At 61.8% G+C, this 24,688-nt stretch carries 25 protein-coding genes; 13 read left to right on the forward strand and 12 right to left on the reverse strand.

Annotated elements, in window-relative coordinates:
- The first annotated feature begins 81 nt into the window (after positions 1-81).
- Positions 82-411 carry a hypothetical protein gene (locus AAGT95_RS06620; RefSeq protein ID WP_342595966.1) on the forward strand — a complete coding sequence of 110 codons (330 nt, stop codon included), beginning with the start codon at positions 82-84 and terminating at the stop codon, positions 409-411.
- 3 nt (positions 412-414) lie between these two features.
- Here the strand turns inward: AAGT95_RS06620 and AAGT95_RS06625 are convergent, their stop codons facing one another.
- Positions 415-780: a helix-turn-helix transcriptional regulator gene (locus tag AAGT95_RS06625; protein WP_342595967.1), complete on the reverse strand. Its 366-nt coding sequence runs from the start codon at positions 778-780 to the stop codon at positions 415-417.
- A gap of 145 nt (positions 781-925) precedes the next feature.
- On the opposite strand from AAGT95_RS06625, the gene AAGT95_RS06630 reads away from it, so the two are divergent.
- The 5 genes from AAGT95_RS06630 to AAGT95_RS06650 all read left to right on the forward strand — a co-directional run bounded on the left by AAGT95_RS06630 (position 926) and on the right by AAGT95_RS06650 (position 3,370).
- Complete coding sequence (locus AAGT95_RS06630) at positions 926-1,402, forward strand: hypothetical protein (RefSeq protein ID WP_342595968.1); 477 nt, start codon at positions 926-928, stop codon at positions 1,400-1,402.
- Between the two features lie 44 nt (positions 1,403-1,446).
- On the forward strand, positions 1,447-1,641 hold the full coding sequence (locus AAGT95_RS06635) for a hypothetical protein (protein WP_342595969.1): 195 nt from the start codon (positions 1,447-1,449) through the stop codon (positions 1,639-1,641).
- 126 nt (positions 1,642-1,767) lie between these two features.
- On the forward strand, positions 1,768-1,956 hold the full coding sequence (locus AAGT95_RS06640; RefSeq protein WP_342595970.1) for a hypothetical protein: 189 nt from the start codon (positions 1,768-1,770) through the stop codon (positions 1,954-1,956).
- Between the two features lie 12 nt (positions 1,957-1,968).
- A complete protein-coding gene (locus tag AAGT95_RS06645; RefSeq protein ID WP_342595971.1) occupies positions 1,969-2,703 on the forward strand; it encodes an ERF family protein in 735 nt (244 codons plus the stop codon).
- A 55-nt stretch (positions 2,704-2,758) separates the two neighbouring features.
- On the forward strand, positions 2,759-3,370 hold the full coding sequence (locus AAGT95_RS06650; protein ID WP_342595972.1) for a lambda exonuclease family protein: 612 nt from the start codon (positions 2,759-2,761) through the stop codon (positions 3,368-3,370).
- A gap of 536 nt (positions 3,371-3,906) precedes the next feature.
- On the opposite strand, the gene AAGT95_RS06655 is transcribed toward AAGT95_RS06650, so the two are convergent.
- Positions 3,907-4,098, reverse strand: a complete 192-nt coding sequence (locus tag AAGT95_RS06655; RefSeq protein WP_342595973.1) for an AlpA family transcriptional regulator — start codon at positions 4,096-4,098, stop codon at positions 3,907-3,909.
- Between the two features lie 385 nt (positions 4,099-4,483).
- Here AAGT95_RS06655 and AAGT95_RS06660 point away from each other — a divergent pair, with 385 nt between their 5' ends.
- Together AAGT95_RS06660 and AAGT95_RS06665 are read left to right on the forward strand one after the other, a co-directional pair.
- Positions 4,484-5,377: a hypothetical protein gene (locus AAGT95_RS06660; protein ID WP_342595974.1), complete on the forward strand. Its 894-nt coding sequence runs from the start codon at positions 4,484-4,486 to the stop codon at positions 5,375-5,377.
- A 191-nt stretch (positions 5,378-5,568) separates the two neighbouring features.
- Positions 5,569-6,558 (forward strand): IS481 family transposase, encoded by a 990-nt coding sequence (locus tag AAGT95_RS06665; protein WP_342595975.1) that lies wholly within the window; start codon positions 5,569-5,571, stop codon positions 6,556-6,558.
- Here the strand turns inward: AAGT95_RS06665 and AAGT95_RS06670 are convergent.
- A complete protein-coding gene (locus AAGT95_RS06670) occupies positions 6,514-7,758 on the reverse strand; it encodes a tyrosine-type recombinase/integrase (RefSeq protein WP_342595976.1) in 1,245 nt (414 codons plus the stop codon). The two genes, AAGT95_RS06665 and AAGT95_RS06670, sit on opposite strands and share 45 nt — an antisense overlap.
- 300 nt (positions 7,759-8,058) lie before the next feature.
- Entirely contained in the window at positions 8,059-8,922 is an 864-nt protein-coding gene (locus AAGT95_RS06675; protein WP_342595977.1) for a YicC/YloC family endoribonuclease, read from the reverse strand.
- A 173-nt stretch (positions 8,923-9,095) separates the two neighbouring features.
- On the opposite strand from AAGT95_RS06675, the gene rph reads away from it, so the two are divergent.
- The gene (rph, locus tag AAGT95_RS06680) at positions 9,096-9,818 is read left to right on the forward strand and encodes a ribonuclease PH (protein ID WP_110601922.1); all 723 of its coding nucleotides are present in this window, start codon (positions 9,096-9,098) and stop codon (positions 9,816-9,818) included.
- 283 nt (positions 9,819-10,101) lie between these two features.
- A complete protein-coding gene (gene poxB, locus AAGT95_RS06685; RefSeq protein ID WP_342595978.1) occupies positions 10,102-11,838 on the forward strand; it encodes a ubiquinone-dependent pyruvate dehydrogenase in 1,737 nt (578 codons plus the stop codon).
- 64 nt (positions 11,839-11,902) lie between these two features.
- On the opposite strand, the gene AAGT95_RS06690 is transcribed toward poxB, so the two are convergent.
- Positions 11,903-12,511: a TetR/AcrR family transcriptional regulator gene (locus AAGT95_RS06690; RefSeq protein ID WP_110707231.1), complete on the reverse strand. Its 609-nt coding sequence runs from the start codon at positions 12,509-12,511 to the stop codon at positions 11,903-11,905.
- 181 nt (positions 12,512-12,692) lie between these two features.
- Here AAGT95_RS06690 and AAGT95_RS06695 point away from each other — a divergent pair, with 181 nt between their 5' ends.
- Positions 12,693-13,109, forward strand: coding sequence for a RidA family protein (locus AAGT95_RS06695; RefSeq protein ID WP_110601927.1), 417 nt, complete (start codon positions 12,693-12,695; stop codon positions 13,107-13,109).
- Positions 13,110-13,212: 103 nt separating this feature from the next.
- Here AAGT95_RS06695 and AAGT95_RS06700 read toward each other — a convergent pair whose 3' ends face one another.
- The 3 genes from AAGT95_RS06700 to AAGT95_RS06710 form a co-directional block, all read right to left on the reverse strand.
- A complete protein-coding gene (locus tag AAGT95_RS06700; protein ID WP_342595979.1) occupies positions 13,213-14,346 on the reverse strand; it encodes an alkene reductase in 1,134 nt (377 codons plus the stop codon).
- Between the two features lie 184 nt (positions 14,347-14,530).
- Positions 14,531-15,298, reverse strand: coding sequence for an SDR family oxidoreductase (locus AAGT95_RS06705; protein ID WP_342595980.1), 768 nt, complete (start codon positions 15,296-15,298; stop codon positions 14,531-14,533).
- Positions 15,299-15,341: 43 nt separating this feature from the next.
- The gene (locus AAGT95_RS06710; RefSeq protein ID WP_110601933.1) at positions 15,342-16,721 is read right to left on the reverse strand and encodes a GntP family permease; all 1,380 of its coding nucleotides are present in this window, start codon (positions 16,719-16,721) and stop codon (positions 15,342-15,344) included.
- 239 nt (positions 16,722-16,960) lie between these two features.
- Here AAGT95_RS06710 and AAGT95_RS06715 point away from each other — a divergent pair, with 239 nt between their 5' ends.
- Positions 16,961-18,538, forward strand: coding sequence for an FMN-binding glutamate synthase family protein (locus tag AAGT95_RS06715; RefSeq protein WP_110707226.1), 1,578 nt, complete (start codon positions 16,961-16,963; stop codon positions 18,536-18,538).
- A gap of 64 nt (positions 18,539-18,602) precedes the next feature.
- Positions 18,603-20,762 carry a prolyl oligopeptidase family serine peptidase gene (locus AAGT95_RS06720; RefSeq protein ID WP_342595981.1) on the forward strand — a complete coding sequence of 720 codons (2,160 nt, stop codon included), beginning with the start codon at positions 18,603-18,605 and terminating at the stop codon, positions 20,760-20,762.
- Positions 20,763-20,800: 38 nt separating this feature from the next.
- On the opposite strand, the gene AAGT95_RS06725 is transcribed toward AAGT95_RS06720, so the two are convergent.
- Genes AAGT95_RS06725 through AAGT95_RS06740 form a run of 4 tightly spaced genes read right to left on the reverse strand, consistent with a single transcriptional unit; the run spans position 20,801 to position 24,642 of the window.
- Positions 20,801-21,733 (reverse strand): amidohydrolase family protein, encoded by a 933-nt coding sequence (locus AAGT95_RS06725; protein WP_342595982.1) that lies wholly within the window; start codon positions 21,731-21,733, stop codon positions 20,801-20,803.
- 10 nt (positions 21,734-21,743) lie between these two features.
- The gene (locus AAGT95_RS06730; protein WP_110707223.1) at positions 21,744-23,024 is read right to left on the reverse strand and encodes a TRAP transporter large permease subunit; all 1,281 of its coding nucleotides are present in this window, start codon (positions 23,022-23,024) and stop codon (positions 21,744-21,746) included.
- The gene (locus AAGT95_RS06735; protein WP_198655636.1) at positions 23,021-23,572 is read right to left on the reverse strand and encodes a TRAP transporter small permease; all 552 of its coding nucleotides are present in this window, start codon (positions 23,570-23,572) and stop codon (positions 23,021-23,023) included. Before AAGT95_RS06735 ends, AAGT95_RS06730 begins: the two co-directional genes overlap by 4 nt.
- A 59-nt stretch (positions 23,573-23,631) precedes the next feature.
- Positions 23,632-24,642: a TRAP transporter substrate-binding protein gene (locus tag AAGT95_RS06740; RefSeq protein ID WP_342595983.1), complete on the reverse strand. Its 1,011-nt coding sequence runs from the start codon at positions 24,640-24,642 to the stop codon at positions 23,632-23,634.
- Between the last annotated feature and the right edge of the window lie 46 nt (positions 24,643-24,688).

Consider the following 24,688-nt stretch of genomic DNA (forward strand, 5'->3'; position numbering starts at 1 on the left):
GCGATGGCGTATTCGTCCTGAGGAGCGTCGCCGTTGCCAGCTTTTACCTTGGGGGCAACCACTATTCCTGGAGACCCGCTCATGACGACAGTGACAAGGCACTGCTTGATTTGTGGCTCACGGGTGTTGATATCGCGAGAGGAGGCAGGTGGCGTTGTGGTGGTGCTTGGCATCTTCGCTGGTCTGGCTCGGGGCATCCGGCGGGTCGCCAGAACCCAGTCCAAGGAAACATCCTCGGCTAAGAGCGAAGCCGGACTTCCCGAGTTGGAAGTTTGCCTGGCCGGCGTGAACGAAGTATCTGCGTCGAAAGACAGCGTGGCGTCGTTTCGGGATGACGTGATCCGACATCACTTCGTGGGGCAGCAATACCTCTGCCTGCGTTGCGGGGCGCGACAGAATCGAACGAACTGATCCTCACTTGGCCCCGCGAGTCTTCGGATGTTGAAGGCGCGTGCTTAACTGCTCTATGAGACCGGTCACCAACTCGCGGTCTTCCGCGCTTAGCGGTTCCAGCAAGTTGGCCAGATGCTTGGCGCGATCCTGGGCGAGCGGGCTCGTTTCGCTCAGCAGGTCGCCGACCTCGCAGTCAAAGACCTCGGCAAACTGGAATAGCCGTTCCAGCCCCGGAAGCACGATGCCACGTTCGATGCGGGAGACGGCCTCGTTGCCCAATCTCATCCGTTCGGCGACATCGCTCTGCTTGAGATCGCAGCGCAAGCGCTCTCGGGCAATGGCACGGCCAATTCGCTTGGCCAGTGCTACTGAATCCTCGTCCGTCATGAAGCCCTCCATCCAACCTGAATGGTTGGGTATCATCGCCTTGACATGAACACCCTGTTGGGTTGTCATCCGACCCGTAAGGATGTGTAACGTTGTCAGGGATCAGACTTTCAAACGAAAAATCTCATTCAGGGAACTACCAACCATGAAAAACCCATGGCTTTGGGTGCCGCTACTTTGTGGCGCCCTGGGCAGCCCCGCGTTTGCCGATAACTACGAGTGGAATAGTGGTTTCGGCATGGGGGCCAGCGAATACTGGGTCGACGACGGCAACAACAATGCACTGCTCGTCTCATGTCCGAAGCTTTATGAAGGAGAGCCCTCGACGGAAGGCTACGTGAGCGCTGAAGCCACGATCGACGGTCAGCGCTACGGCTCCGATACGCTTTCGGGTGACCCAGGTTTCGACGTCATCGTCGATGGTGAGCGCTGGTCCAACCCCTTCTTCACCGATTGCCGCGCCTGCGGTTCCAACTTCCCGGCCTTTTGGGAGGCGCTGCGTCAGGCCAACAATCTCTACATCAGCGCGGACGGCGTCCGCTCGAAGTTGCCCACGGCGGGACTGGAGCGTGCGCTACCGCCGCTCGATAGCCCCGAAAACAACTGTCGCAGCGCCTGGTAATGAACTGGGCGCCTTCACACTAAAAAACGCAATAAGGAACTCGTATGAAAACCGTTAAAGTCATGTCCCTCATCGGAATAGTGTTCTTTTCCCTTTGTCTCTTGTTTTTGCTGGCCTGCATGGAGAGCGATGTCGAGGCCGCTGCCGGGTGGGGCATGTTCGCGACTCTCTACGGTATCGGCTTCGCCATCACGGCGTTCGTTCAGGCAAACAAGCGCGTCAAGGCAGGCGTGGAGTAACCTCGAACCATCTGACTGCTGCTGGCGATCACTAGGTATCGAATTTAACGACCGCTTGCTGCGTGCGCCTCTCATCATGACCCGGCTCCTTCTGGCCGGGTTTTTTTATGCCCGGAGGAAGGACCGATGAACCAACCATCACTGACACTCGATCTCTGCCAATCGCTGACACGCCTAACTCGACAAATGCTCGAGACCGACCAGTGCAAGACCCAAACCCACGTGTTGGGCCGGGGCCGCATCTACCGCATCACCGTCGAGCTCACCCCGGTTCCGCCAGAGCAGATCGACGACGTGATCAAAGCCTACCAATAGAGGAGTCTCATCATGCCAAGACAGTCATCCACGACGGCTGCCAAACCCGTCGCCGTGAGCAAGAGCGAAGACCATTCCGCCATTATCCAGGTCATCGAGCGCGCGGCGCTCAACCCGGATGTCGATATCGACAAGATGGAGCGGCTCCTGCAGATGCAGGAGCGGGTGCTCGATCGCCAGGCGCTGATGTCTTATAGCGCCGCCATGGCGGCCATGCAGACCGAGCTACCCAGTATCGAAGAGCGGGGTAGAACCAACAACGGCCAATACGCCACGCTCGAGGATATCGTCGACACGGTGCGGCCCATCCTTCAGCGCCACGGTTTCGCGGTGAGCTTCCGGATCCAGACGCAGGAGCGGGGGATTCAGGTGACGGGGGTGCTGATGCATCGCGAGGGGCATCGTGAAGAGACCAGCATGCTGCTGCCGGCGGACGTGAGCGGCAGCAAGAATGCCGTGCAGGCCTTCGGCTCTTCGACCAGCTACGGCAAGCGCTACGTGCTCTGCGCCTTGCTCAACATTACCACTCGGGGCCAGGACGACAACGGCCTCTCCGCGGCGACGCTGAAACTCGTCACCACCTTCCAGGCCGCTCAGATCAAGAAGCTCATCGCCGACTGCCCGGCCGCCACGCAGGAGTGGTTCGCCGGCAAATATGGGGACGCGGGCCGAGTCCCCCGGAACGACTTCGACAAGCTGCGCGCCTCCCTACAGAAGCGCGTGAAGTCCAGCCGTTCACATCACTGATCAGTCGGCGGGCACGGCCTCGCCGAATAGCCTGTATTTCGAGGAGGAAAAGATCATGCAGATACTAACAGTAGAGCAGGGCACGCCGGAGTGGCATGCCGCGCGTCTCGGCATCGTCACCATGTCCGAGCTCAAGACGTTGCTGGTCAAGGGTAAAGGGCCTGGTGGATTCGGTGCCGGCGCCGTCAGCTATATGCATCAGCTGATCGGTGAACGCATCACGGGAGAAGCGGCAGACGCTTTCACGGGCAATGCGCACACGCAGCGTGGCCACGAACTGGAACCGGTCGCGCGTGAGCTCTACCAAGAAGCCATTGGGCGATCTCGTCTGGAGCAGGTGGGCATCATTCTCAATCATGGGGTGGGCTATTCGCCTGACTGCCTCGTGGGTAACGATGGCTTAGTCGAGATCAAGACTAAACTGCCCAAATATCAAATCGAATTGCTTCTAGCTGGAGAAATACCCGCTGAGCACATTGCTCAGTGCCAGGGCGGCTTGTGGGTTAGTGAACGAGAGTGGATTGACTTCGTCAGTTACTGGCCGGGAATGCCGCTGTTTGTGAAGCGGGCCTATCGGGATGAGGCGTTGATTCAAACCATAGCGGAGCGCGTGGAGGTGTTTCATGATGAGATGGAGCGAAGGTTAGGTTCAGTAATGGCAGCTTGAGTTAGTCTGAACTTAGCCTTTGGAAATTCCGACTGGTGTTTTAGATGAAAGTCTATGCCGGTTCTAAACCTCAATGCGATATTTGGCGCCGCCTGCGGGTGGCGCCGAGTCCGGAAACTGTTTCTTATTTTTTTGATGTCATGGCTTTGAGATAGGGGGGGCTTTCTATGATAATTCCAATAAGTGGATTTTAATGAGTTGTTATCCTGGCCCGTTATGAAGGGCTATGAGGTGTTTAACAGAGACGAGGGCTATCCAGCAGCTACTGTCTTGGTTGGAGTGAGTGTTAGATTAGGTTGCCTCTTCAGCTTAGTTGCCGTTTTGAGTGTCGATGGAGGGTAGATAATCTCCTGGTTGCGATATGAAGCCTGTGCCTACAGGTTGTAGCCTTTTTTCTCTTAGTCTGTATCTTCCCTACCTAGTCGTGTTCTTCAAAGACCTTTAGCCATCCGCGAAGTAAGTTTAATTTTTTGTGGTGGTGCATTGCTGAACTTTCAATAGCATTTGCGAAACATGATCGATTGCTGTTTTTCGAATCACTCGCACACTTCGTCTCTTTCCATGATTTTAGAGGCTATCCAGTCTTCAACTTCCCTTTCTACCCAAGCGACATTTCTTTCTCCTAAAGAAACTGGCTTTGGAAACCTGTTTTCAGAAATGTATTTGTAAACAGTGGACCGCGCCAGGCCAGTTTGAAACATCACGTCTTTCAGTTTGATTAATCTCATGTCTACGAGGCTCCATATTCGTCTCATGAGATTCGCCATGCCTGTAATATTTAACTTTACCAATTTCATTGGAGCCTAGGGCGTGTTCGCCTTTTTCACTGAATGGGGTTGGCCGGCAGGTTCGAGTCGAGAGGGCGGGCCACCATGTGCGTATTCTGATACCAGCTCCTGACATGAGGCCAAGCATGATTCTGGCAATGTCAGGTACCGGGATCATTGGTAACTTATTGATTTTTTTGTCTCCTGGTAAATTATGGCCATCATGCTCCTCTGAAAATCCTTCGCAAAGCTGACGAAAAAATTACTCAATTGGATTGAAAAAATGCCGATAAAGCTACGAGAGGGTTACGTAGTTCTATAGCGATTCAGAGGGTGGAGGTTTACTTTGGCGGCATTGAATAGAGGTTCTGTTTTTAATCGACTGACATTAAGCTGTGCTAGACATTGTCGTGGCTATGCGAGTGTTATAAACAATGATGAGTCGGGCTCATTTAAGGTTGCGCCGACGCGAGAGTCGATTGAAAACTACTTTTTCGAAATAGATCCGGCATTGGTGCCGGAGAAAATAGAAAGCTTGTTGTTATGGGAAAATAGCAGGTTACTACCAGGTGATGAATTTCTGTGGCTGAGAAATAATTCCAGAGCGTGTGTGTTTGTTTGGTTGTTGCTCAAGACTTCGTCTAATGGCCAGCTCAATCAGCTGTCTGGCAACACTTGGCTGACTTCTATTAAGCCGGAGGAGGCTGATGGCTTTTTTGATAGCGTCTTAAGTGAGGGAGGTGTTGACGTAGTGGGTACGCACTATGATGAGATAGTTTTTTTCTTCGATTCATGGAATGGGCTAATTCAACACAAGGCAAAATTAATGTTAAGCATGCACTCCACATGGTCGGAAGTGTATGAGAATAGAGAGAACTTGTCTTGGTTTAATCAGCAAGATACCGAACAATGTCAATGGGTTTGGATGTATTTGAGACAAAATCTAAATGTTTGCAGTCATTTTTATCCTGAAAATTCTGATGACGAATATCGGTACGCATGTGCTGTCTTAGACTTTTGGAATCCTGTAAAAAGTGAGAAAGTGCTTTTTATGATGAGGCTTAAGAAGGCATGGGGCCAGAAGCTCTACAGAAGAAATCAGGCTGGTAAAAAGCCATTGAATACCTACATTAGCCAAGACGCTAAAAAGAAGTTGAAGTCTCTATCCAAAAAGAGAGAAGAAAATATGAAGGCGACCTTAGAAGCCATTATCATGGAGGCTTACAGAAGAGAGTTCTAAGGTTATATTCAGTTGAGTTTATGAATTAAGCCGCTATTTGAAACTTCGAAGGTCGGTTGTAACCGACTTTCGAAGTTAAATGTTTATTTAGTTAGTTAACTGTAGGGTCCCGGATGATCAGATCGCCTATAGAAGTTATCCTCTGCTAGCAGCGAGGGAGCTTCTTCAGCAATTCATCCGGGAGCAAGTTCATGGACATCAAGCTGCATAAACAAGCGACCACGACACCGAAGATCCGTGCCGAGATCCAGGCAGCGCCCTCCAGCATCACGGATAGCAAGCTGGCCCGCCAGTATGGTGTCGCCACCACGACCATACGGCGCTGGCGGTACCGTGACGATGTCCATGATCGATCGCACACGCGTCACAACCTGCTGGCCACGCTCACGCCCGAGCAGGAGGAGGTGCTGATCGCAGCGCGCGAATTCCTTCGCCTCGGTCTGGATGATCTCCTCGTCGTGGCGCGTGAGTTCCTGAACTCCCGGTTGTCTCGCTCCGGCCTGCATCGCATGCTCCAGCGGCGCGACGTGCCGACACTAGCGGAACTGGCTCGGCAGGACGTCGGAGATGACGAGAAGCCGAGGCACAAGCCCTTCAAAGACTACGAACCGGGGTATGTGCACATCGACATCAAGCACCTGCCTCAGATGCCCGATGAGGAGCAAAAACGCTACCTGTACGTCGCCATCGATCGCGCCACGCGTTGGGTGTATCTGGAGATCCGAAGCAGTCAGTCCGCGAAGGATGCTCGCGCGTTCATGAAGCAGGTGGAAGAGAAGGCGCCCTTCAAGATCCAGACGGTGCTGACTGACAACGGCAAATCCTTTACCGATCGCTTCACACGTGCAGGTGAGCGCAAGCCCAGCGGCCGGCATCCATTTGACCAGGAGTGCCAGGCACATGACATTGAACACCGCCTGATCAAGCCGGGAAAGCCGCAAACGAACGGCATGGTGGAGCGCTTCAACGGCCGCATCAGCGACGTGCTGGCGACTCGGCGCTATGCCTCAGGCGAGGACCTGGAACAGACGCTGAAACGCTATACCTGGCTGTACAATCACCACATCCCGCAGAAGGCACTGCACCATCAATCACCTATTGCGATGATGAAAGAATGGCAGACTAAACGGCCTGACTTATTTACCAGGCGGGTGGTTAATCACACGGGACCCGACAGTTAACGGCTCAACTAGCTTGGCAACCTTTTTGTGAGCCAGCTTGCGCTCTTCGAAATAGTCGTAGCGGTCGTATATGCCCTCTACTCCTTTGATTTTATGATTGAGACATCGCTCAGCAACATGCCCGGGAGTACCCACTGAGGCTAGTAAACTTCGACATGTGCGGCGTAGGTCATGGACCGTGAATACGGGTATGTCGCCCATTCGGTTCTCTGGCTGCTGCTTGCCTGGTTCCCGACCGAAAAGCTTGGCAATAGCGTGGTTCAAAGTGTCCTTCCCCATGTGAGGGAGCTTGCTGCTGCGCCGGTTGGGAAACACGAACTCAGAGCCGCAGGCGCGAACTTGAAGCTCTTGAAACCAGTCAACGGCTTGGGAAGGCAACGGTACGATCATACCGACGCCCGACTTGCTGCGCGCTCCAGGTAGCTCCCACTGACTTTGCTCCAAGTCGAACTCCTCCCACTTGGCTTCGGTAAGCTCGGTTTTTCTCGTTCCTAATACGATCAGTAGAGCGCAGGCGAGATAGTTCTCCCGAGTAAAGCTCGAGCGATTTTCGCGAAATACCGCAAAGACTTTGCTTATCTCATCCAGCGTCAGTGCGCGGTCACGGCTCTTCTCTACGCCGCCAGCATCATTGACGTTAAACGCTGAGGCCGGATTGTAAGTGATCAGCCCGAGCTTAACGGCATGATTGAAGAGCTGCTTCAGATACATCAGCGTGTCGTTGGCAGTGGTGGGCCGTCCACTGGCTGAGACTTTCCTGATGATGTCTCGAACATCCATCGGAGTGACCGCGTCGATCTCCCGCTCTCCGATGCTGGGCTCCACCTCCTTACGGTACACGCGCTTTGGGATGTGGGGATGCTTGAGACGTTTCTCCAAATCGGGATACCAGTCAGCGAACAGGTCGTTCACGGTTCTGATCGAAACCTGCTGCACCCGTTTACGCGACTCGATGGGATCGACACCTGCTTGAAGCGACCGTTGGTGCTCCAGCGTCGTCGACCGAGCATCGGCCAGTGAAAGATGCGCATGCTTACCCAGTGACATTTCACGACGCTTACCAGATAGCGAATAGCGCAGCATCCAGTAAGCGGCTCCCTTTTTGGGAATCATCAGGTACAAACCGCCGCCATCACTATATCGCCCAGAAGATCCATCCTTGACGAGCGACTGTACTTTTTTGGCGTTGAGGCTTCCCACTGTCGTTAGTCCTTCCCCGGTAAGGTATCTGATCTCTACCCATCCCCTTCTCTAGATGCAGTCCGCGCCAGGCTGGGGCTCACCGTTTGAGCTTGGCGAATACGGCGGCATTAAGAGAGTGGGTGGGTAGTACCTCCGATTGTGAAGGAGGGTTTTTGGGGAGGCAACAATTTTACTCCCCATATTACTCCCCGGTGAGAGATGGATTTAGCGGGATGCCAATAGACATTCATGGACAGGTGTTGGAGAAAAACAACGTAAATTCAGCGGTATATGGAATATCTGAGAGCTGTGTGGATGTTACTCTATATTCTGAATCTGCTCCCGCATCTGCTCGATCAGCACCTTCAATTCCACCGCGCAGCGGGTGGTGTCGGCGACGACGGCCTTGGAGGAGAGGGTGTTGGCTTCGCGGTTGAGTTCCTGCATCAGGAAATCGAGGCGGCGGCCGATCGGCCCTTTCTGTTTCAACTGGCGTTCCACTTCGGTGACGTGGGTTTCCAGCCGGTCGAGTTCTTCGGCGACATCCGCCTTGTGGGCCAGCATCACCATTTCCGCTTCCAGGCGTTGCGGGTCGAGTTCGGTCTTGGCGCTCTCCAGTCGTTCCAGTAGCTGGGTACGCTGGCGCTCGAGAATCGTCGGCAGGTGCTCGCGCACGGTCGCTACCTGTTCGCGGATGCCGCTCAGACGCTCGCGAATCAGTTCCGCCAGGCGCTCGCCTTCGCGGGCGCGGCCGGCATCCAGATCCTCGAGTGCGGCGTCGAACAGCGCGAGTCCGGCGGCTTTGACCTGATCGATATCCAGGCGCTGGGTGGCCATCACGCCAGGATGGGCGAGCAGCTCCAGTGCGTTGGGCATCGGCGCTTCCGGGAGCTGGGCGCGGATCTGCTCCAGCGCCTGGGAGAGGGCGGCGAGCTGATCGGCGTTGATCCCGGGGGCGGCGCTATCCTCGGCGGGGTCGAAACGCAGCGAGCACTCCACCTTGCCGCGGGCGAGGCGCTGGCGCATGGCATCGCGAAAGTGCGGTTCGAGATCGCGCAGGGTATCGGGAAGGCGGAAGTGGGGCTCCAGGTAGCGCTGATTCACCGAGCGCAGTTCGAGCTGCAGGCTGCCCCAGTCGGCATCACGGGTCTGGCGTGAGAAGGCGGTCATGCTGTGGGGCATGGAAGTTCCTTGGGTCGTCGAGCTGATCGATCGAGTGTAACCCATCCGTGAAGCCGTTGGCCGCCGCTCGCCAGCGGTGAATGTGCAGCCGAGCCGTGTAGAATGGCCGGCCTGCTGTGAAGCGTCGAAGGCGTGGCGCTTCTGTCATTGATGTTTTGGATCGAGAGGCTTTCATGCGCCCGAGTGGACGACAACCCGATCAGCCCCGCGAGGTCACGCTGACCCGCGGTTTTACCCGTCACGCCGAAGGCTCGGTGCTGGTGAGCTTCGGGGATACCCAGGTGCTGTGCAACGCCAGCGTCGAAGCCGGTGTGCCGCGCTGGTTGCGCGGCAAGAACCAGGGCTGGGTGACCGCCGAGTACGGCATGCTGCCGCGGGCGACCCATACCCGCGGCGGCCGTGAGGCGGCGCGAGGCAAGCAGGGCGGGCGCACGCTGGAGATCCAGCGCCTGATCGGCCGCAGCTTGCGCGCGGCGGTGGACCTGAAGAAGCTCGGCGAGTTCACCATCACGGTCGACTGCGACGTGCTGCAGGCCGATGGCGGCACCCGTACCGCGTCGATCACCGGGGCCTGTGTGGCGCTGATCGAGGCGCTGCAGTACATGCAGCGCAAGAAGATGATCAAGACCGATCCGTTCCGCCAGTTGGTCAGCTCGATCTCGGTGGGCGTCTACAAGGGCACGCCGGTGCTCGATCTGGACTATCCGGAAGACAGCGCCGCCGACACCGACATGAACGTGGTGATGACCGAGGACGGCAAGCTGATCGAGGTGCAGGGCACGGCGGAGGCCGAAGCGTTTTCCCGCGCCGAGCTCAACGGCATGCTCGACCTGGCCGAGAGTGGCTGTCAGGCCCTGTTTGCCAAGCAGCATGAAGCGCTGGGCATTCGCCGCTGATTCGCTGCCGTGATGGCGGCCGCATGGGCCGCCATCCTGGGTTTCTCTCCGATTTTCTCTTCTCTTTTCGCGGTTCTCTCTCAGGGATTTCGACTTCCGGCTGACTGGCTGGTCATTGTCGCTCGGCGGGCTCAGGCCCGGCGGCAGGGCCCGGTATTTCTACTAGACTAAAGTCCAAGCACTGGGGCCTCGGCTTGGAGGCTCCATTCGCTGTTCTCTTCAGTCATCGGGGCTGCCCGGCATCTGACCTCGCCGGGAGTCCAGTCAACCCAGGGAGACTCTCGTGGCCGAACCGAATATTGCGGACCTCATCATCGAGACGCTGGACCGCGCCGGCGTGCGCAACATCTGGGGGCTGCCGGGCGACTCGCTCAATGGCCTGACCGAGAGCCTGCGACGCCAGGAGCGGATTCGCTGGCGCGGCGTGCGCCACGAGGAGGTGGCGGCACTCGCGGCCAGCGCCGAGGCCGATGCCACCAAGCGTCTGTCGGTCTGCGCCGGCTCCTGCGGCCCGGGCAATCTGCATCTGATCAACGGTCTGTACGAGGCCCAGCGCGCCAATGTGCCGATGCTGGCGATCGCCGCGCAGATCCCCTCCAGCGAGATCGGCCTGGGCTACTTCCAGGAGACGCATCCCGAGAACCTGTTCCGTGAGTGCAGCGACTACTGCGAGCTGGTGTCGTCGCCGGCGCAGATGCCGCGGGTGCTGGAGACCGCCATGAACGTGGCGATCACCCAGCGCAGCGTGGCGGTGATCGTGATACCGGGGGACATTGCGCTGCAGCCGGCACCGGTCAAGGCCTCGAGCTGGTCCGATCCGGTGCGCGCCGTGCCGGTGCCGCCCGCGCCTGCACTCGATGAGCTGGCCGAATTGATCAATGGTCAGGAGCGTGTGGCGATTCTCGGCGGCTACGGCTGCGACGGCTATCACGATCAGGTCGTCGCCCTGGCCGAACGACTGAAGGCACCGGTCGTCCATGCGCTGCGCGGCAAGCAGTCGCTGGAGTACGACAATCCCTATGACGTCGGCATGACCGGGCTGATCGGCTTCAGCTCCGGCTATCACGCGCTCAAGGATTGCGACTTCCTGCTGATGCTGGGAACCAACTTTCCCTATCGCGACTTCTTCCCCGAGCACGGCAGGATCGTCCAGATCGACGAGCGTGGCCCTCACCTGGGCCGGCGCAGTCCGTTGCTGAAGGGACTGGTGGGCGATATCGGCGCTACCCTCGAGGCGCTGCTGCCGCGTCTGACCGAGAAGACCGATCGGGATTTCCTCGACGATGCCCAGAAGGATTACCGCAAGGCGCGCAAGGGGCTCGACGACCTCGCCACCCCGCGCGGCAGCGGCGAGCCGCTGCATCCGCAATACCTGACCGCGCGAGTGAGCGAGCTGGCCACCGGCGATGCCGTGTTCACCTGCGACGTCGGCACGCCGACGGTGTGGGCGGCGCGCTACCTGGCCATGAACGGTCAGCGAAGGCTGACCGGCTCGTTCATGCACGGCTCGATGGCCACCGCGGTACCCCAGGCGATGGGTTGGCAGGCGACCTTCCCCGAGCGCCAGGTGGTGGCGCTGGCCGGCGATGGCGGTGTCAGCATGCTGATGGGGGATCTGATCACGCTGGTCGAGCATCAGTTGCCGGTGAAGATCGTGGTCTACAACAACCACACGCTGGGCTTCGTGGCGATGGAGATGAAAGCGGCGGGCTTCGTCGACGAAGTCACCAACCTGCCGGCGGCGGATTTCGCCAAGGTCGCCGAGTCGCTGGGCATGTTCAGCGTCCGTGTCGAATCCTCCGACGCCATCGACGCTGCGTTGCGCGAGGCGTTCGCGCATGACGGCCCGGCGCTGGTCGACGTGCGCACCGCCAAGCAGGAGTTGTCGATTCCGCCGCGTATCCAGGCCGAGCAGGCCAAGGGCTTCAGCCTCTACACCATGCGCGCGGTGATGAGCGGTCGCGGCGACGAAGTGGTCGATCTGGCCAAGACCAACTGGCCGTGGCGGCGCAAGAAGTAGACGACGACAACCGCGATGATGCCGTCGCCCGGCCCTCTCGCCGGCGGGCGACGGCGATCTCCGATCAGCTCGGGCTGGTGGAAGGGCCGAGCGCCAATAGCCCCGAGGCCAGTTGGCGGAAAGCGTCGGTGGCCCTGTCCAGCACGTCAGCATCATCGCTGGCGGCGACCCAGAGCGCGGCGTTGAGCGCCGCGCCATTGATCAGCCGGGCGGCGGCTTCCACGTCCACCGGCTTGACGACTCCCTCCCTGCTCAACGCCTCCAGCGTCGTCATCGTCGCCAGCAGGCAGCGGTTCTGGCTCGGCCACTGGGAGGGATCTCCCAGCACCGCCGGGCCATCCAGCAGCACGATGCGCTGGATCTCGGGATCGCGCGCCAGCTCGATGTAGGCACCACCCTCCGCCAGCAGTGCCTCCCAGGCATCGGTATGGCGCTGCCCGATCTCGTGGGCACGGGCGGCCATCTCGCTGTCGAGTCGATCGACCACGGCGGCGAGCAGGCCCCGCTTGTCACCGAAGTGATGATAGAGCGCGCCGCGGGTCAGGCCGGCGCGGGCGGTGAGCTCGTCCATCGAGGCGCCGGCGTAGCCCTTCTCGGCGAAGGCCGCTCGCGCGGCATCGATCAGCTTGGCGCGGGTCTCTTCCAGCATTTCGGCGCGACTACGTCGGGTCATGATCTCTCCTGTGTTCAAGACGGCTTCGTCCGTTCCGCCGCAAGGGTATCGCGAGACGACGAGTATTGGCATACGCAGCGTATATTAATTTGACATACATCGCGTATGTGTCGTTAATATACGTGTCGTATGTCAATTCTCTGGCGCTCTCGCGCGTCGCGCTGTCCCAAGGAGTCAAACCATGTTGCAAGCTCAGCCTACCCAGTCGCCGCAGCCGGTCTTTCCCGCCAACCGTAGTGCGCTTTACGAGAAGCACGGCTACTCGGCCGCGATTCGCTCCGGGGATCTGCTGTTCGTCTCCGGCCAGGTCGGCAGCCGCGAGGATGGCTCGCCGGAGCCCGATTTCGAACGCCAGGTCGCGCTCGCCTTCGACAATCTAAAAGCGGTGTTGGCCGCCGCCGGCTGCGGGCTGGAGGATCTCGTCGACGTCACCACCTTCCACACCGATCCGGAGCATCAGTTCGATACGGTGCTGGCGACCAAGTCGCGCCACTTTCCGGCGCCGCCCTATCCCAACTGGACCGCCGTGGGCGTGAACTGGCTGGCCGGATTCGATTTCGAGATCAAGGTGGTGGCGCGGATTCCGAACGGCGCCTGATACCAGTTGCCCCCAACGACGAACGCCCCGCGATGGCGGGGCGTTTTCATCTCAGCGGCAAGATCCTGCCAGCGAGGCGCCGGGATTACGGCGGGTCAGGCGATCAGGATTTTTCCTCGATCATCTTTTCGCGCGCCAGACGTGCCTGCTCTTCCTCGTAGGTGGGGAAGTCGACATAGCCTCGGGCGTCACCGCCGTAGAAGGTATCCGGGTCGAACTCGGCCAGCGGCCAGTCGTGCTGCAGGCGCTCGACCAGGTCCGGGTTGGAGGTGAAGTAGCGACCGAATACCGGCAGGTCGATGGTACCTTCATCGACCAGCTTCTGCGCTTCCGCCTTGTCGAGATTGCCGGCGAACAGCAGCGTGCCGCGATAGGTGTCGCGGAACTGACGCAGGAACTCCCGCGGCAGGCCATCCTGCCCCTGGGCGCCCTGGTCCATCAGGTGGACGTAGGCCAGGCCACGCTTGCTCAGCTCGGCGGCGAGATAGAGATAGGTCCCTTCGATATCGTCGTAGCTCGGCATATCGAACAGGGTGCCGTAAGGCGTCAGGCGCACGCCGACACGATGCGCGCCGATCAGCGCGATCGAGGCGTCGATCGCCTCGAGCAGCAGCCGGCAACGGTTCTCGCGCGAACCGCCGTAGTCGTCGGTGCGGTCGTTGAGGCCGGCGTTGATGAACTGCTCGAGCAGGTAGCCGTTGGCCCCGTGCAGTTCGACGCCGTCGAAGCCGGCATTACGCGCGTTCAGCGCCGCCTGGGCGAAGTCGTCGACGAGCCGGCGGCACTCTTCGGTGGTGGCCGCGCGCGGCGTCGTCGCCGCCAGCATGTCGGGCTGACCGTCTTCGTTGTAGCCGAACGCCATGCCGCCCTGCTTGGCGCTGCTGCTGATCGGCGCGGCGCCGTTGAGCTGGATCGAGGTGTGCGAGACACGGCCGACGTGCCAGGTCTGGCAGAAGATGACCCCGCCGCACTCGTGAACGGCCTGGGTCGCTTTCTTCCAGCCGGCGATCTGGTCCGGCCCGTAGATGCCTGGATTGAACAGGTAACCCTGGCCCTCGCGGGAGATCGGGCTGCCCTCGGAAATGATCAGCCCGGCGCTGGCGCGCTGACGATAGTAGAGGGCGCCCATCTCGTCGGGGATGTCGCCCTTGGCGCGGGCCCGGGTCATCGGGGCCATGACGATGCGATTGTTGAGGCGCGTACCGGCAAGATCGAACGGTTCGAATAGCGATGTCATATCGTGAACTCCTTTTTATGCCGACATTCGGCCGCGGTAATGGCCGGCCAAACGCAGAGCGAGCCCGAAAGGGCTCGCTCGAATAGACCAAAGTCTAGGCAACGATTAGCCGACCAACAATGAAGCCTGACGACCGGGTCGATAGAGGGAATCTATCGCGGGCCGGGCCGAATCGCCGGCCGGTTCACACCACCGAGGTCATGCCGCCATCGACGAACACGTTCTGCCCGGAGACGAAGTCGGACGCCCCGGAGCAGAGGTAGACCAGCGTGCCGACCAGCTCCTCGACCTGGCCCCAGCGCTGGGCCGGCGTGCGCTTCTCGATCCAGGCGTTGAAATCGGCGTCCTGCCACAAGGCCTGGTTCATGTCGGTCTGGAAGTAGCCGGGGGATAGGCAGTTGACCTGGATGCCGTAGCGCGCCAGGTCCGCCGCCATGCCCTGGGTCAGCAGCGCCACGCCGCCCTTGGAGGCGGCGTAGGGCACGATGGTTTCGCGGGCCAGCTTCGACTGCACCGAGCCGACATTGACGATCTTGCCGCTGCCGCGCTCGGACATCGCCGGACTCAGCGCCCTGGAGACGTAGAAGGCGCTGGAGAGATTCGTCGCCAGCACGGCGTCCCAGTCGGCGGGGTCGAAGTCGTTGAAGGGCGCCCGCTTCTGCAGGCCGGCGTTGTTGACCAGGATGTCCGGCACGCCGAGTCGTTCGATCAACGCGGCAGTGGTGGCTTTCACGGCCTCGGCATCGGTGACGTCGAAGGCTACGGCGTCGACCTGGGCCCCGGTCTCTGCCGCCAGTATCCGCGCGGCCTCGTCGGCGGCTTCCTGGCGGCGTCCGTGAAGGATGACATGAGCGCCGCGCTCGGCCAGCCCGCGGGCTAGGGCGTTGCCCAGGCCGCGGGTCGAGCCGGTGACCAGCGCCAGCCGGTCGCGAATGTCGAAAAGGTCTTTCATCGATACTCCTTGCCGCCAAAAACGGATCTGGCGGGTCAGTGGCCTAGAAAATCAGATAGACGATGCAGGCGAGCAGGAAGCCCACCACCGATTCCAGCGCCTGCTGCACGGTCCAGGTCATCAGCGTGGTCTTGACGTCCATGCCCAAAAGCCGCCCCACCAGCCAGAAGCCGGAGTCGTTGACGTGGCCGGCGAATACCGAGCCGGCAGCGGTGGCGAGGGTGATCGCGACGATCTGCATGGCCGAGAAGTCGCCGCTGGCGACGGCGGGCGCCATCAGCCCGGCGGCGGTGACCAGCGCCACCGTGGCCGAGCCCTGGGCCAGGCGCATCACCACCGCGACCAGGTAGGCGGCGACGATCACCGGCATGCCCAGGTCGCTCATCGAGTCGGAGAGCGCATCGCCGATGCCGGAGGCCTGCAGCACCCCGCCGAACATGCCGCCGGCGCCGGTGATCAGGATCACCGAGCAGATCGGCCCCAGCGAGGAGTCGACGATCTTCTCCAGCGCGCTGCCGCCTTCACCGCGGCGGCTGCCCAGCACGTAGATCGCCACCAGCACCGAGATCAGCAGCGCGATCGGCGTCTCGCCCAGTGAGGAGAGGAACTGGAACCAGGTGGCGTCGCTGTCGGCCACGCCGGCAGCGCGGGCGAAGTCGAGCCCGGTATTGAGAAAGATCAACGCCAGCGGCAACAGCAGTAGCGCAATGACCGTACCCACGCTGGGCGGATTCTCGATCGTGTCGTTGTCCTGGCCGCCGAACAGGCTGACTTCCAGCTTGAAGTCGAAACGGCTGGCGGCGAAACGCCCCCACAGGTAACCCGAGAGGTACCACATCGGGAAGGCGATGAGGATGCCCACCAGCAGCACCAGGCCCAGGTTGGCGCCGTAGAGCTCGGTGGCGGTGACCGGGCCGGGATGGGGCGGCACGAACACGTGCATCACTGAAAACGCCGCCGCCGCCGGCAGGGCGTAGAGCAGCACCGGGCCGCCGAGGCGTTTCGCCACCGCGAAGATGATCGGCAGCATCACGATCAGCCCGGCGTCGAAGAAGATCGGGAAGCCCATGATCAGCGAGGCGATACCCAGCGCGAACGGGGCGCGGGACTCGCCGAACAGCGACACCATCCGTTCGGCCAGCACCTGGGCGCCGCCGGAGTGCTCCACCAGCTTGCCGAGCATGGCGCCGAAACCGACCAGCAGCGCCACCGAGCCCAGCGTGCCGGCGAAGCTGTCGGTCATGGTATCGACGATGGCACCGGCCGGGATGCCGGTGGCAAAGGCGGTCAGCAGGCTGACCAGCACCAGGGTGGGAAAGGCGTGTAGATGAAAGCGGATGATCAGTACCAGTAGCAGGGCGATCGCGGCGGCGGCGATGCCGAGCAACGGCCCTGCGGTCAGGGTTTGCGTCCAGTCGTCCATGAAGCTCTCCCGGAAGGGGTGGTTACCGTCCCACGGTTGCATGAAGTCATATGTCTAAAAATACGACATTGGTTTGCCGCTCTCGCCCTCTGCTCGTTCGATGGCGCCGGAGGCTCGTCGCCTCCGTATCGGTGACGTGGTTTATTTACTACGTCGGTAGCCGGCGGGCTCGATAATTTGAACAATCCTCAGGTGCGATCAACACTTGAAGGGTCACCCTCATCGTCGGACAGCCAACCATGTATCGCCAATGTTTTTATTTTCTGACGGCCGCGTTGATCGCGGCCACTCTCGTCATCGGCATTTTCTGGTCCCCGCTACTGTGGTTGCTGCTTCTCTGGATACCGCTGGCCCTCGTCGGCTGGCGGGATCTGCGCTCGCCACACAACGTGCTCTACAACTACCCGCTGATCGGTCATCTGCGCTATATGCTCGAGTTCGTGCGCCCGGAGCTCCGTCAATATTTCTTCGAATCCGAGACCAGCGGCCGGCCGTTTTCGCGCGAGCAGCGCAACCTGATCAATGCGCGCGCCGACGGTACCGGGGATACCTCGCCGTTCGGCACCATCCGCGATGTCGATGCGCCCGGCTACAACCTCTCCTACCACTCCATCCAGCCCGGCAAGGTGCCGGATGAGGCGCGCTGGATCACCATTGGCGGGCCCCAATGTACCCGGCCCTATCGCTCGTCGCGGCTCAACATCTCGGCGATGAGTTTCGGCTCGCTCTCGGGCAACGCCATCGAGGCGATGAACCTGGGTGCCAAGCAGGGCGGCTTTGCCCACGACACCGGCGAGGGCGCGATCAGCCCCTATCACGAGAAGCATGGCGGCGATCTGATCTGGGAGCTGGGTACGGCCTACTTCGGCTGCCGCCACGACAATGGCCGCTTCGACGCCGAGACGTTCCGGGAGAAGGCGTGCCGGGACCAGGTCAAGATGGTGGAGATCAAGATATCCCAGGGTGCCAAGCCCTCTCATGGCGGGTTGCTGCCGGGGGCCAAGGTCAACCAGGAGATCGCCAGCACGCGCCAGATCGAGGCGGGGCAGGATTGCGCCTCCCCCTCTTCACACCCTGAATTTTCCACCCCGCGCGAATTGATGGCGTTCGTCGCGCGCCTGCGTGAACTCAGCGATGGCAGGCCCGTCGGGATCAAGCTCTGCCTGGGCAAGCGCAGCGAATTCCTGAGTATCTGCAAGGCGATGATCGAGACCGGCACGCTGGTCGATTTCATCGTCATCGATGGTGCCGAGGGCGGTACCGGGGCCGCGCCGCAGGAGTTCTCGGACAGTCTCGGCGTGTTCATCGACGACGCCGTGCCGTTCGTCGACAATGCCCTGCGCGGCGTCGGCCTGCGCGACAAGATCCGCCTCGTCGCCAGCGGCAAGGTGGCACTGGGCTACGACATGGTGGTTAAGACCGCGCTCGGCGCCGACATGTGCAACGCCGCGCGCCCGTTCATGTTCGCGGTCGGCTGCATCCAGGCCCGTCGCTGCCATACCAACAAGTGCCCGACCGGGGTGGCGACCCAGGACCCCAAGCGCTCCCGGGCGATCAACGTGCCGGAAAAGGCCGAGCGGGTGGCCCGCTATCATCAGGCCACGCTGGATGGTTTCGCCGCGCTCACCGGTGCCATGGGACTCTCGCACTTCGACGAGCTGACCCCGGACCACATTCGCCATCGCAGCGGTTACGCGCCGGCTCGCGGCTACAGCGATTTCGAAATGCCGGCGCTGGAGGCCGGCCAGTTGCTCGGCGACGACGTGCCCGAGGTGTGGCAGGCCGAATGGCGGGCCGCCGGCGTGGATCGGTTCTAAACTCGCCTTGCCGTCGACCGACGCATGCTAGGCTCGACGGCACCCTGATGGTCTGGAGAACGCCATGCTTCGCTTCCCCCCTTATCGTTATCGCTCGGCCGATCCGGATATCGCCGGTTCGCCGGGCGAGGATTCGTATCGCTGGCTGGAAGCGGTCGACAGCCCAGAGGCGCTGGCCTGGGTCGAGGCGCAGAACCGGCGGACGCTCGCACGCTTCGAGGACGCCGAGTTCGACGCCTTGCAGACGGGATTGCGCCAGATTCTCGACGCCGACGACCGGATTCCGTTCGTGGTCAAGCGCGGCGAGCACTACTACAACTTCTGGCAGGACGCCGAGCACCCGCGCGGCCTGTGGCGGCGCACCACGTGGGCGTCCTACCGTCAGTCACGGCCGGCGTGGGAGGTGCTGATCGACGTCGACGCGCTCGACGCCGCCGAGGGCGAGAACTGGGTCTGGCATGGCGCCAGTTGCCTGGAGCCGAAGACGCCGGACGCTCCCTGGGAGCGGGCGCTGGTATCACTCTCCCGCGGTGGCGCGGATGCCGACGTGACCCGCGAGTTCGACCTGGTCGACAAGCGCTGGGTCGGGCACGACGGTCACGGCGAGGCCGGTTTCGAGCGCCCGGAGGCCAAGGGCGGCATGACCTGGATCGATCGCGACACGGTGTTCGTCTATACCGATTTCGGTGCGGACTCCCTGACCAGCTCCGGCTACCCGCGCTGCGTCAAGCGCTGGCGGCGGGGCCAGCCACTGAGTGCTGCCGAAACGCTGTTCGAGGCGGACCGCCAGGACCTGATGGCGCTGGCGTTCCATGACAGCACCCGCGGCTTCGAGCGCGATTTCATCCATCACGCGCTGGCCTTCTACGAGCAGCGCCTGATCGAGCTCATGCCCGACGGCGAGACCTTCCCCATCGAGGTGCCGCTGTCAGCGCAGGCGGTGGTGCATCGTGAGTGGTTGCTGGTGCATCTGCGCGACGACTGGCGACTCGAAGAGAACGACCGGAGTTTCCAAAGCGGCGCGCTGCTGGCGATCGACTACGACACCTTCAAGCGCGGTGGCCGGGATTTCACCACCCTGTTCACGCCGGATGCACACCGCTCGCTGGAAGGGTTCGAGTGGACGCGCCATTACCTGGTGCTGGATATCCTCGAGGACGTCAAGCACCGGCTGCAGGTGCTGACGCCGGGGCAGGGCGACGGCTGGTCGCCGCGTCCGCTGGCCGGCTTGCCCGCCACCGGCGAGATCGGCGTCGCGGCGGTGGACGATGAAGAGAGCGACGAAGTCTTTCTGATCGTCACCGACTATCTCACCCCGACATCGCTGTTGAAGATGGATCTGGCACGGACCCCGTCGGCTCGGCCGGAGAGCGACGCGGAAACGATCAAGCGCGCGCCGAGCTTCTTCGAGGCCGACGGCATGCAGGTGACGCAACGTTTCGCCACCAGCCTGGACGGCACGTCGATTCCCTATTTTCTGGTGCTGCCGGCGGATGTGGGGCGGGAGAGGCCGAATGCGCCCTTGCCGACGCTGCTCTACGGCTACGGCGGCTTCGAGATCTCGCTCACGCCGCACTACATCGCCGGGGCCGGGTGCAGCTGGCTTTCGCGCGGCGGCGCCTACGTGGTGGCCAATATCCGGGGCGGTGGCGAATATGGCCCGCGCTGGCATCGCGCCGCGCTCAAGGGCGAGCGCCACAAGGCCTTCGAGGATTTCGCCGCCGTCGCCGAAGATCTGGTGGCGACCGGCATCACCACGCCGCGTCAGCTGGGCATCCAGGGCGGTTCGAACGGGGGACTGCTGGTCGGCAACATGATCACCCGCTATCCGGATCACTTCGCCGCCGCGGTGTGTGAAGTGCCGCTGCTCGACATGCAGCGTTATCACCAGCTGCTGGCGGGCGCCTCGTGGATGGCCGAGTACGGCGATCCGGACAGCGACGACTGGGAGCGCTTCCTGAAGGACTACTCGCCCTATCACAACCTGCGCGAGGGCGTGGACTATCCTGCGGTACTGTTCACCACCTCGACCCGCGACGACCGGGTCCACCCGGGCCACGCCCGCAAGATGATGGCGCGCATGGAAGCGATGAACGCAGGGGACGTCTTCTACTACGAGAACACCGAAGGCGGCCACGGCGGCGCGGCGGACAACGCCCAGCGGGCGAAGCTGAGCGCGCTGGCGTGGCGGTTTCTGTGGGCTCGACTGGGCAAGGCCGGATAGGGCGTTGTTGCAATCGACTGCCGCCATCGCGGCGGCAGTCAGCCCGCCATGGCCGGCGCCGGGAGCCGATACCAGCGGACAGCGTTGTCGTGGAGGATCGGCTGGCGTGCGTCCGCTGCGGCATCGGCGATGGCCTGCTCGATCATGGCGAGCCAGGTCGCATAGCTGGCATTGAGTCCGGTAACCGGAAAGTTGCTGGCGAAGAGACAGCGTCGGGGCCCGAAGATACCGATCGTTTCGGCGAGCAGGGCGATATTCTGGCGCTCGTCCCAGTCAGCCATGGGGCTTCCCAGCTCCGAGAGCTTGACCGCGACATTGGGATTGGCCGCCAGCGCCTGCATCCCCTCGCGCCAGCTTGCCAGCCCCGGCTCGCTGCGATCCCAGGGCAGGCCGGTATGGTTGAGAATCACCCGCAGGTTCGGGGTGGCTTCCAGAGCCCTGGCAGCATCCGCGAGATGCCAGGCCGGCACCCGCAGATCCCATGACAGGTCGCGCTCTTCCAGCATTCGCAGCCCGCGGGCCCAGCCGGCATCCTGCAATGAACCGGGCGCGCCGAGCGTATCGTCGTATCGGTCGGGGCGCGCGGCCGTCACCGGTTTGGCGCGCACGCCACGAAACAGCGGCGAATCCATCTGACGATCGAGTTGCGTTTCGCAGGCCGGATCGGCGAAGGCCGCCCAACCCACCAGTGCCACCGGCAGCCCCTGCTGCTCGGACAGCTGCGTCAGCCAACGGGTCTCCACCTCCGGCGCCTGGCGAGTCGATTCGGCCTCGCAGTGCACCGTGCCCGTCAGGTGGTAGCCCGGGGGGATCAGCGCTCGGATGTCCGCCGGCAGGAACGGTTGGCGAATGGCGGCGTAATCACCGAGGAAGAAGTGGTCGTCGATCTCATCCTCGAGCCATGGGTAGTGCACGCTGCCATCCAGCGCCCAGAAGTGGTGATGGCTATCGATCAGGAGCTGTTCGCTCATGGGGATGACCTCAGCTTGCCAGCCAGTAGAGCGGCATGGTGATGATTTGCGGGAACGCCACGAACAGCAGCAGCAGTAAAACGTAGGCCGTGACGAAGGGCAGTACGCCCATGACCGCTTTCTCGAACTTGATCCGGCCCACGCTGGTGATGACGTTGAGCACGTTGCCCACCGGTGGCGTGATCAGGCCGATGGCGCAATTGAGTACGAACATGATGCCGAAGTAGACCGGGTCGATGCCGGCGATCTTGACGATCGGCATCAGGATCGGCGTCAGCACCAGGATCGTCGGCGTCAGGTCCATCACCATGCCGACGATCAACACGATGGCCATGATCGCCAGCATCAGCAGGCGGGGATGGTCGGCCAGCGGCGCCAGCAGACCGGCCACCATCATTGGCAGCTGGGCGATGCTGATCAGCCAGGAGGCGACGCTGGCCGCCGCCACCAGGAACATCACCACGGCCGTGTTGCGCGCAGCCTGCGTCAGCACCTCATACAGCTCGGCGAGATTGAGCTCCCGGTAGATCAGGGTGGATACCAGCATGGCGTAGACCGCCGCGACCACGCCGGCCTCGGTGGGGGTGAAAATGCCGGTCTTGATACCGCCGATGATGATCACCGGCAGCAGGATCGCCCAGAAGCTCTGGCGCAACGCAGCCAGCCGCTCGGTACCGGACGCCTTCTCGGCGACCACCAGCGTTTCCTTGCGCGTGATGAACATCCACATCAGCACCAGGGTCGCGCCCATGATCAGCCCGGGCACGATGCCGGCCAGGAACAGCTTGCTGATCGAGATGCTACCGGCCACCCCGATGATGATCAGCGGAATGGAGGGCGGGATGATCGGGGCGATGATGCCTCCCGCCGCCATCAGCCCGGCCGATCGACCCTGGGGGTAGCCTGCCTGGCGCATCATCGGCAGCAGCATCGAACCCAGTGCCGCGGTGTCGGCGACGGCCGAACCGGACAGGCTGGCCATGACGATGGCGGCGAAGATGGCGACGAAGCCAAGCCCACCCTTGCGGTGCCCCACCAGGCTCATCGCCAGCAGCACGATGCGTTTCGACAGGCCGCCGCGCGACATCACCTCGCCGGCCACCAGGAAGAAGGGAATCGCCAGCAGCGTGTAGCTGTCGGCGCCGTTGATCAGGTTCTGGGCCAGGATCTGCGAATCGAACAGCCCCAGATGCAGCATCAGCACCACGGCGCTGACCAGCAGGGCGAAGGCGATCGGCAGGCTGAGCCCGATCGAGGCCAGCAGCGAGGCGAGAAACAGACCTATCGTCATGGTGCCATCTCCCGGCGGTCCGGCATCGACGTCAGCGGGGCCGGCAGCAGCAAACGCAGCGTCAGAATCAGCGACATCAGAACCCCGGCGACCAGCCCGGCCAGATAGAAGACACCCACGGGGATGCCGCTGATCGGGGAGAGATCGCTCCAGTTGAGCAGGGTCTGGGCGTAGCTGCCCTTGACCAGCATCAGACAGCAGACCAGCATCACCAGCGTCACCAGCCGCCGCAGCACGGCCTGGGCCCTGCCCGGCAGGCGATCCGAGAACGTCGTCACGCTGAGATGCTCGTGTCGCATCAGGCCCACGACGGTACCGAGAAAGATCACCCATACGAACAGGAACCGCGACAGCTCGACGCTGATCGAGATGCCGCTATTGAAGCCGTAGCGCAGCACGACGTTGGCGAACACCAGCGCGATCATTGCCACCAGTGCCAGCACCATCACCAGGTTGAGCACCTTTTCGGTGAGGTGCGACAAGCGACATAGCGTGGTCTGGAGCGAGCCATGGGGCGTGCGGACACTCGCTTGTGCCGGTCGGGACATGATGGGCCTCTTCTCGCAATCGGTGGTCGATCGTGTTGGGCAGTCGCCGCGGCGCCGATCTATTCCGTGCCGGGCCTTGCCGCCTCGATGGCCTCGATCAGCTCGCTGCCGTACTGCTCGGCGAAGCTGGCCTGTACCGGTGCGGCGACGATATCCCGCATCGAATCGCGATCCGGCTCCTCGACGATCTGCATGCCCTGCTGCTTGAGAAACTCGAGGTCGCCGGTCAGGCGTCGGGCGAGCTCCTCGCGCTCGAACGTCGCCGAGTCGATGGCGGCCTGGACCAGTAGTTGCTGGTTTTCCGGACTCAAGCTCTCGAACTTGGCCTTGTTCATGACCAGGGGCGCCGCGGTATAGGCGTGCGCCGTGAGCGACAGGTAGTCCTGAACCTCATAGAAATTGGCCGAGCGGATCAGGCTGACCGGGTTCTCCTGCCCATCCACCGTGCGGGTCTCCAGCGCCGTGAACAGCTCGGTGAACGGCATCGGCGTCGGGTTGGCGCCGAGGGCCTTGAAAGCGGCGATATGGGCCGGGTTGGGCGTGGTGCGCAGCGTCAGTCCCTTGATGTCGTCCGCGGTCTCCACCGGGTGTTGGGAGTTGGTCAGGTTGCGAAAGCCGATCTCCCAGAATGCCAGCCCCTTGAGGTCGTGATCGCCGAGCCTGGCGAGCAGGGATTGGCCGATATCGCCATCCAGCACGGCATAGGCATGGGCGTAGTCGTCGAACAGAAACGGCAGGTCGAGTACGTTCAGCTCGCCGACCAGTCCGGTGTAGTAGGGGTTGCCGGTCAATACGATATCGACCTGGCCGCCGCGGGCGCTGGCCACCAGGGCGGTGTCGCTGCCCAGCTGTCCGCTGGGGAAGACGCGGATCTGCAGGTCGCCACCGCTGCGCTCGTCGACGAGATCGGCAAAATGCTCCGCGGCGAGATGCTGGGCGTCCTCCACCGGATGGGTGTGGGCGAAGTTGAGTGTCGTGGCGGCCTGGGCGCTGGCGAAGGGCACGAGCACCGTCGCAGCGGCCGTCAGGATAGCGAGAAGAGGGCGGGACGTTGGGTTCTGGACGGTCATGCAGGCGATCTCCGATTGAGGGCATCCAACTGACGCGTCGATCCAG

This window comes from Salinicola lusitanus (assembly GCF_038648475.1).
GTDB classification, from domain to species: Bacteria; Pseudomonadota; Gammaproteobacteria; order Pseudomonadales; family Halomonadaceae; genus Salinicola; species Salinicola lusitanus.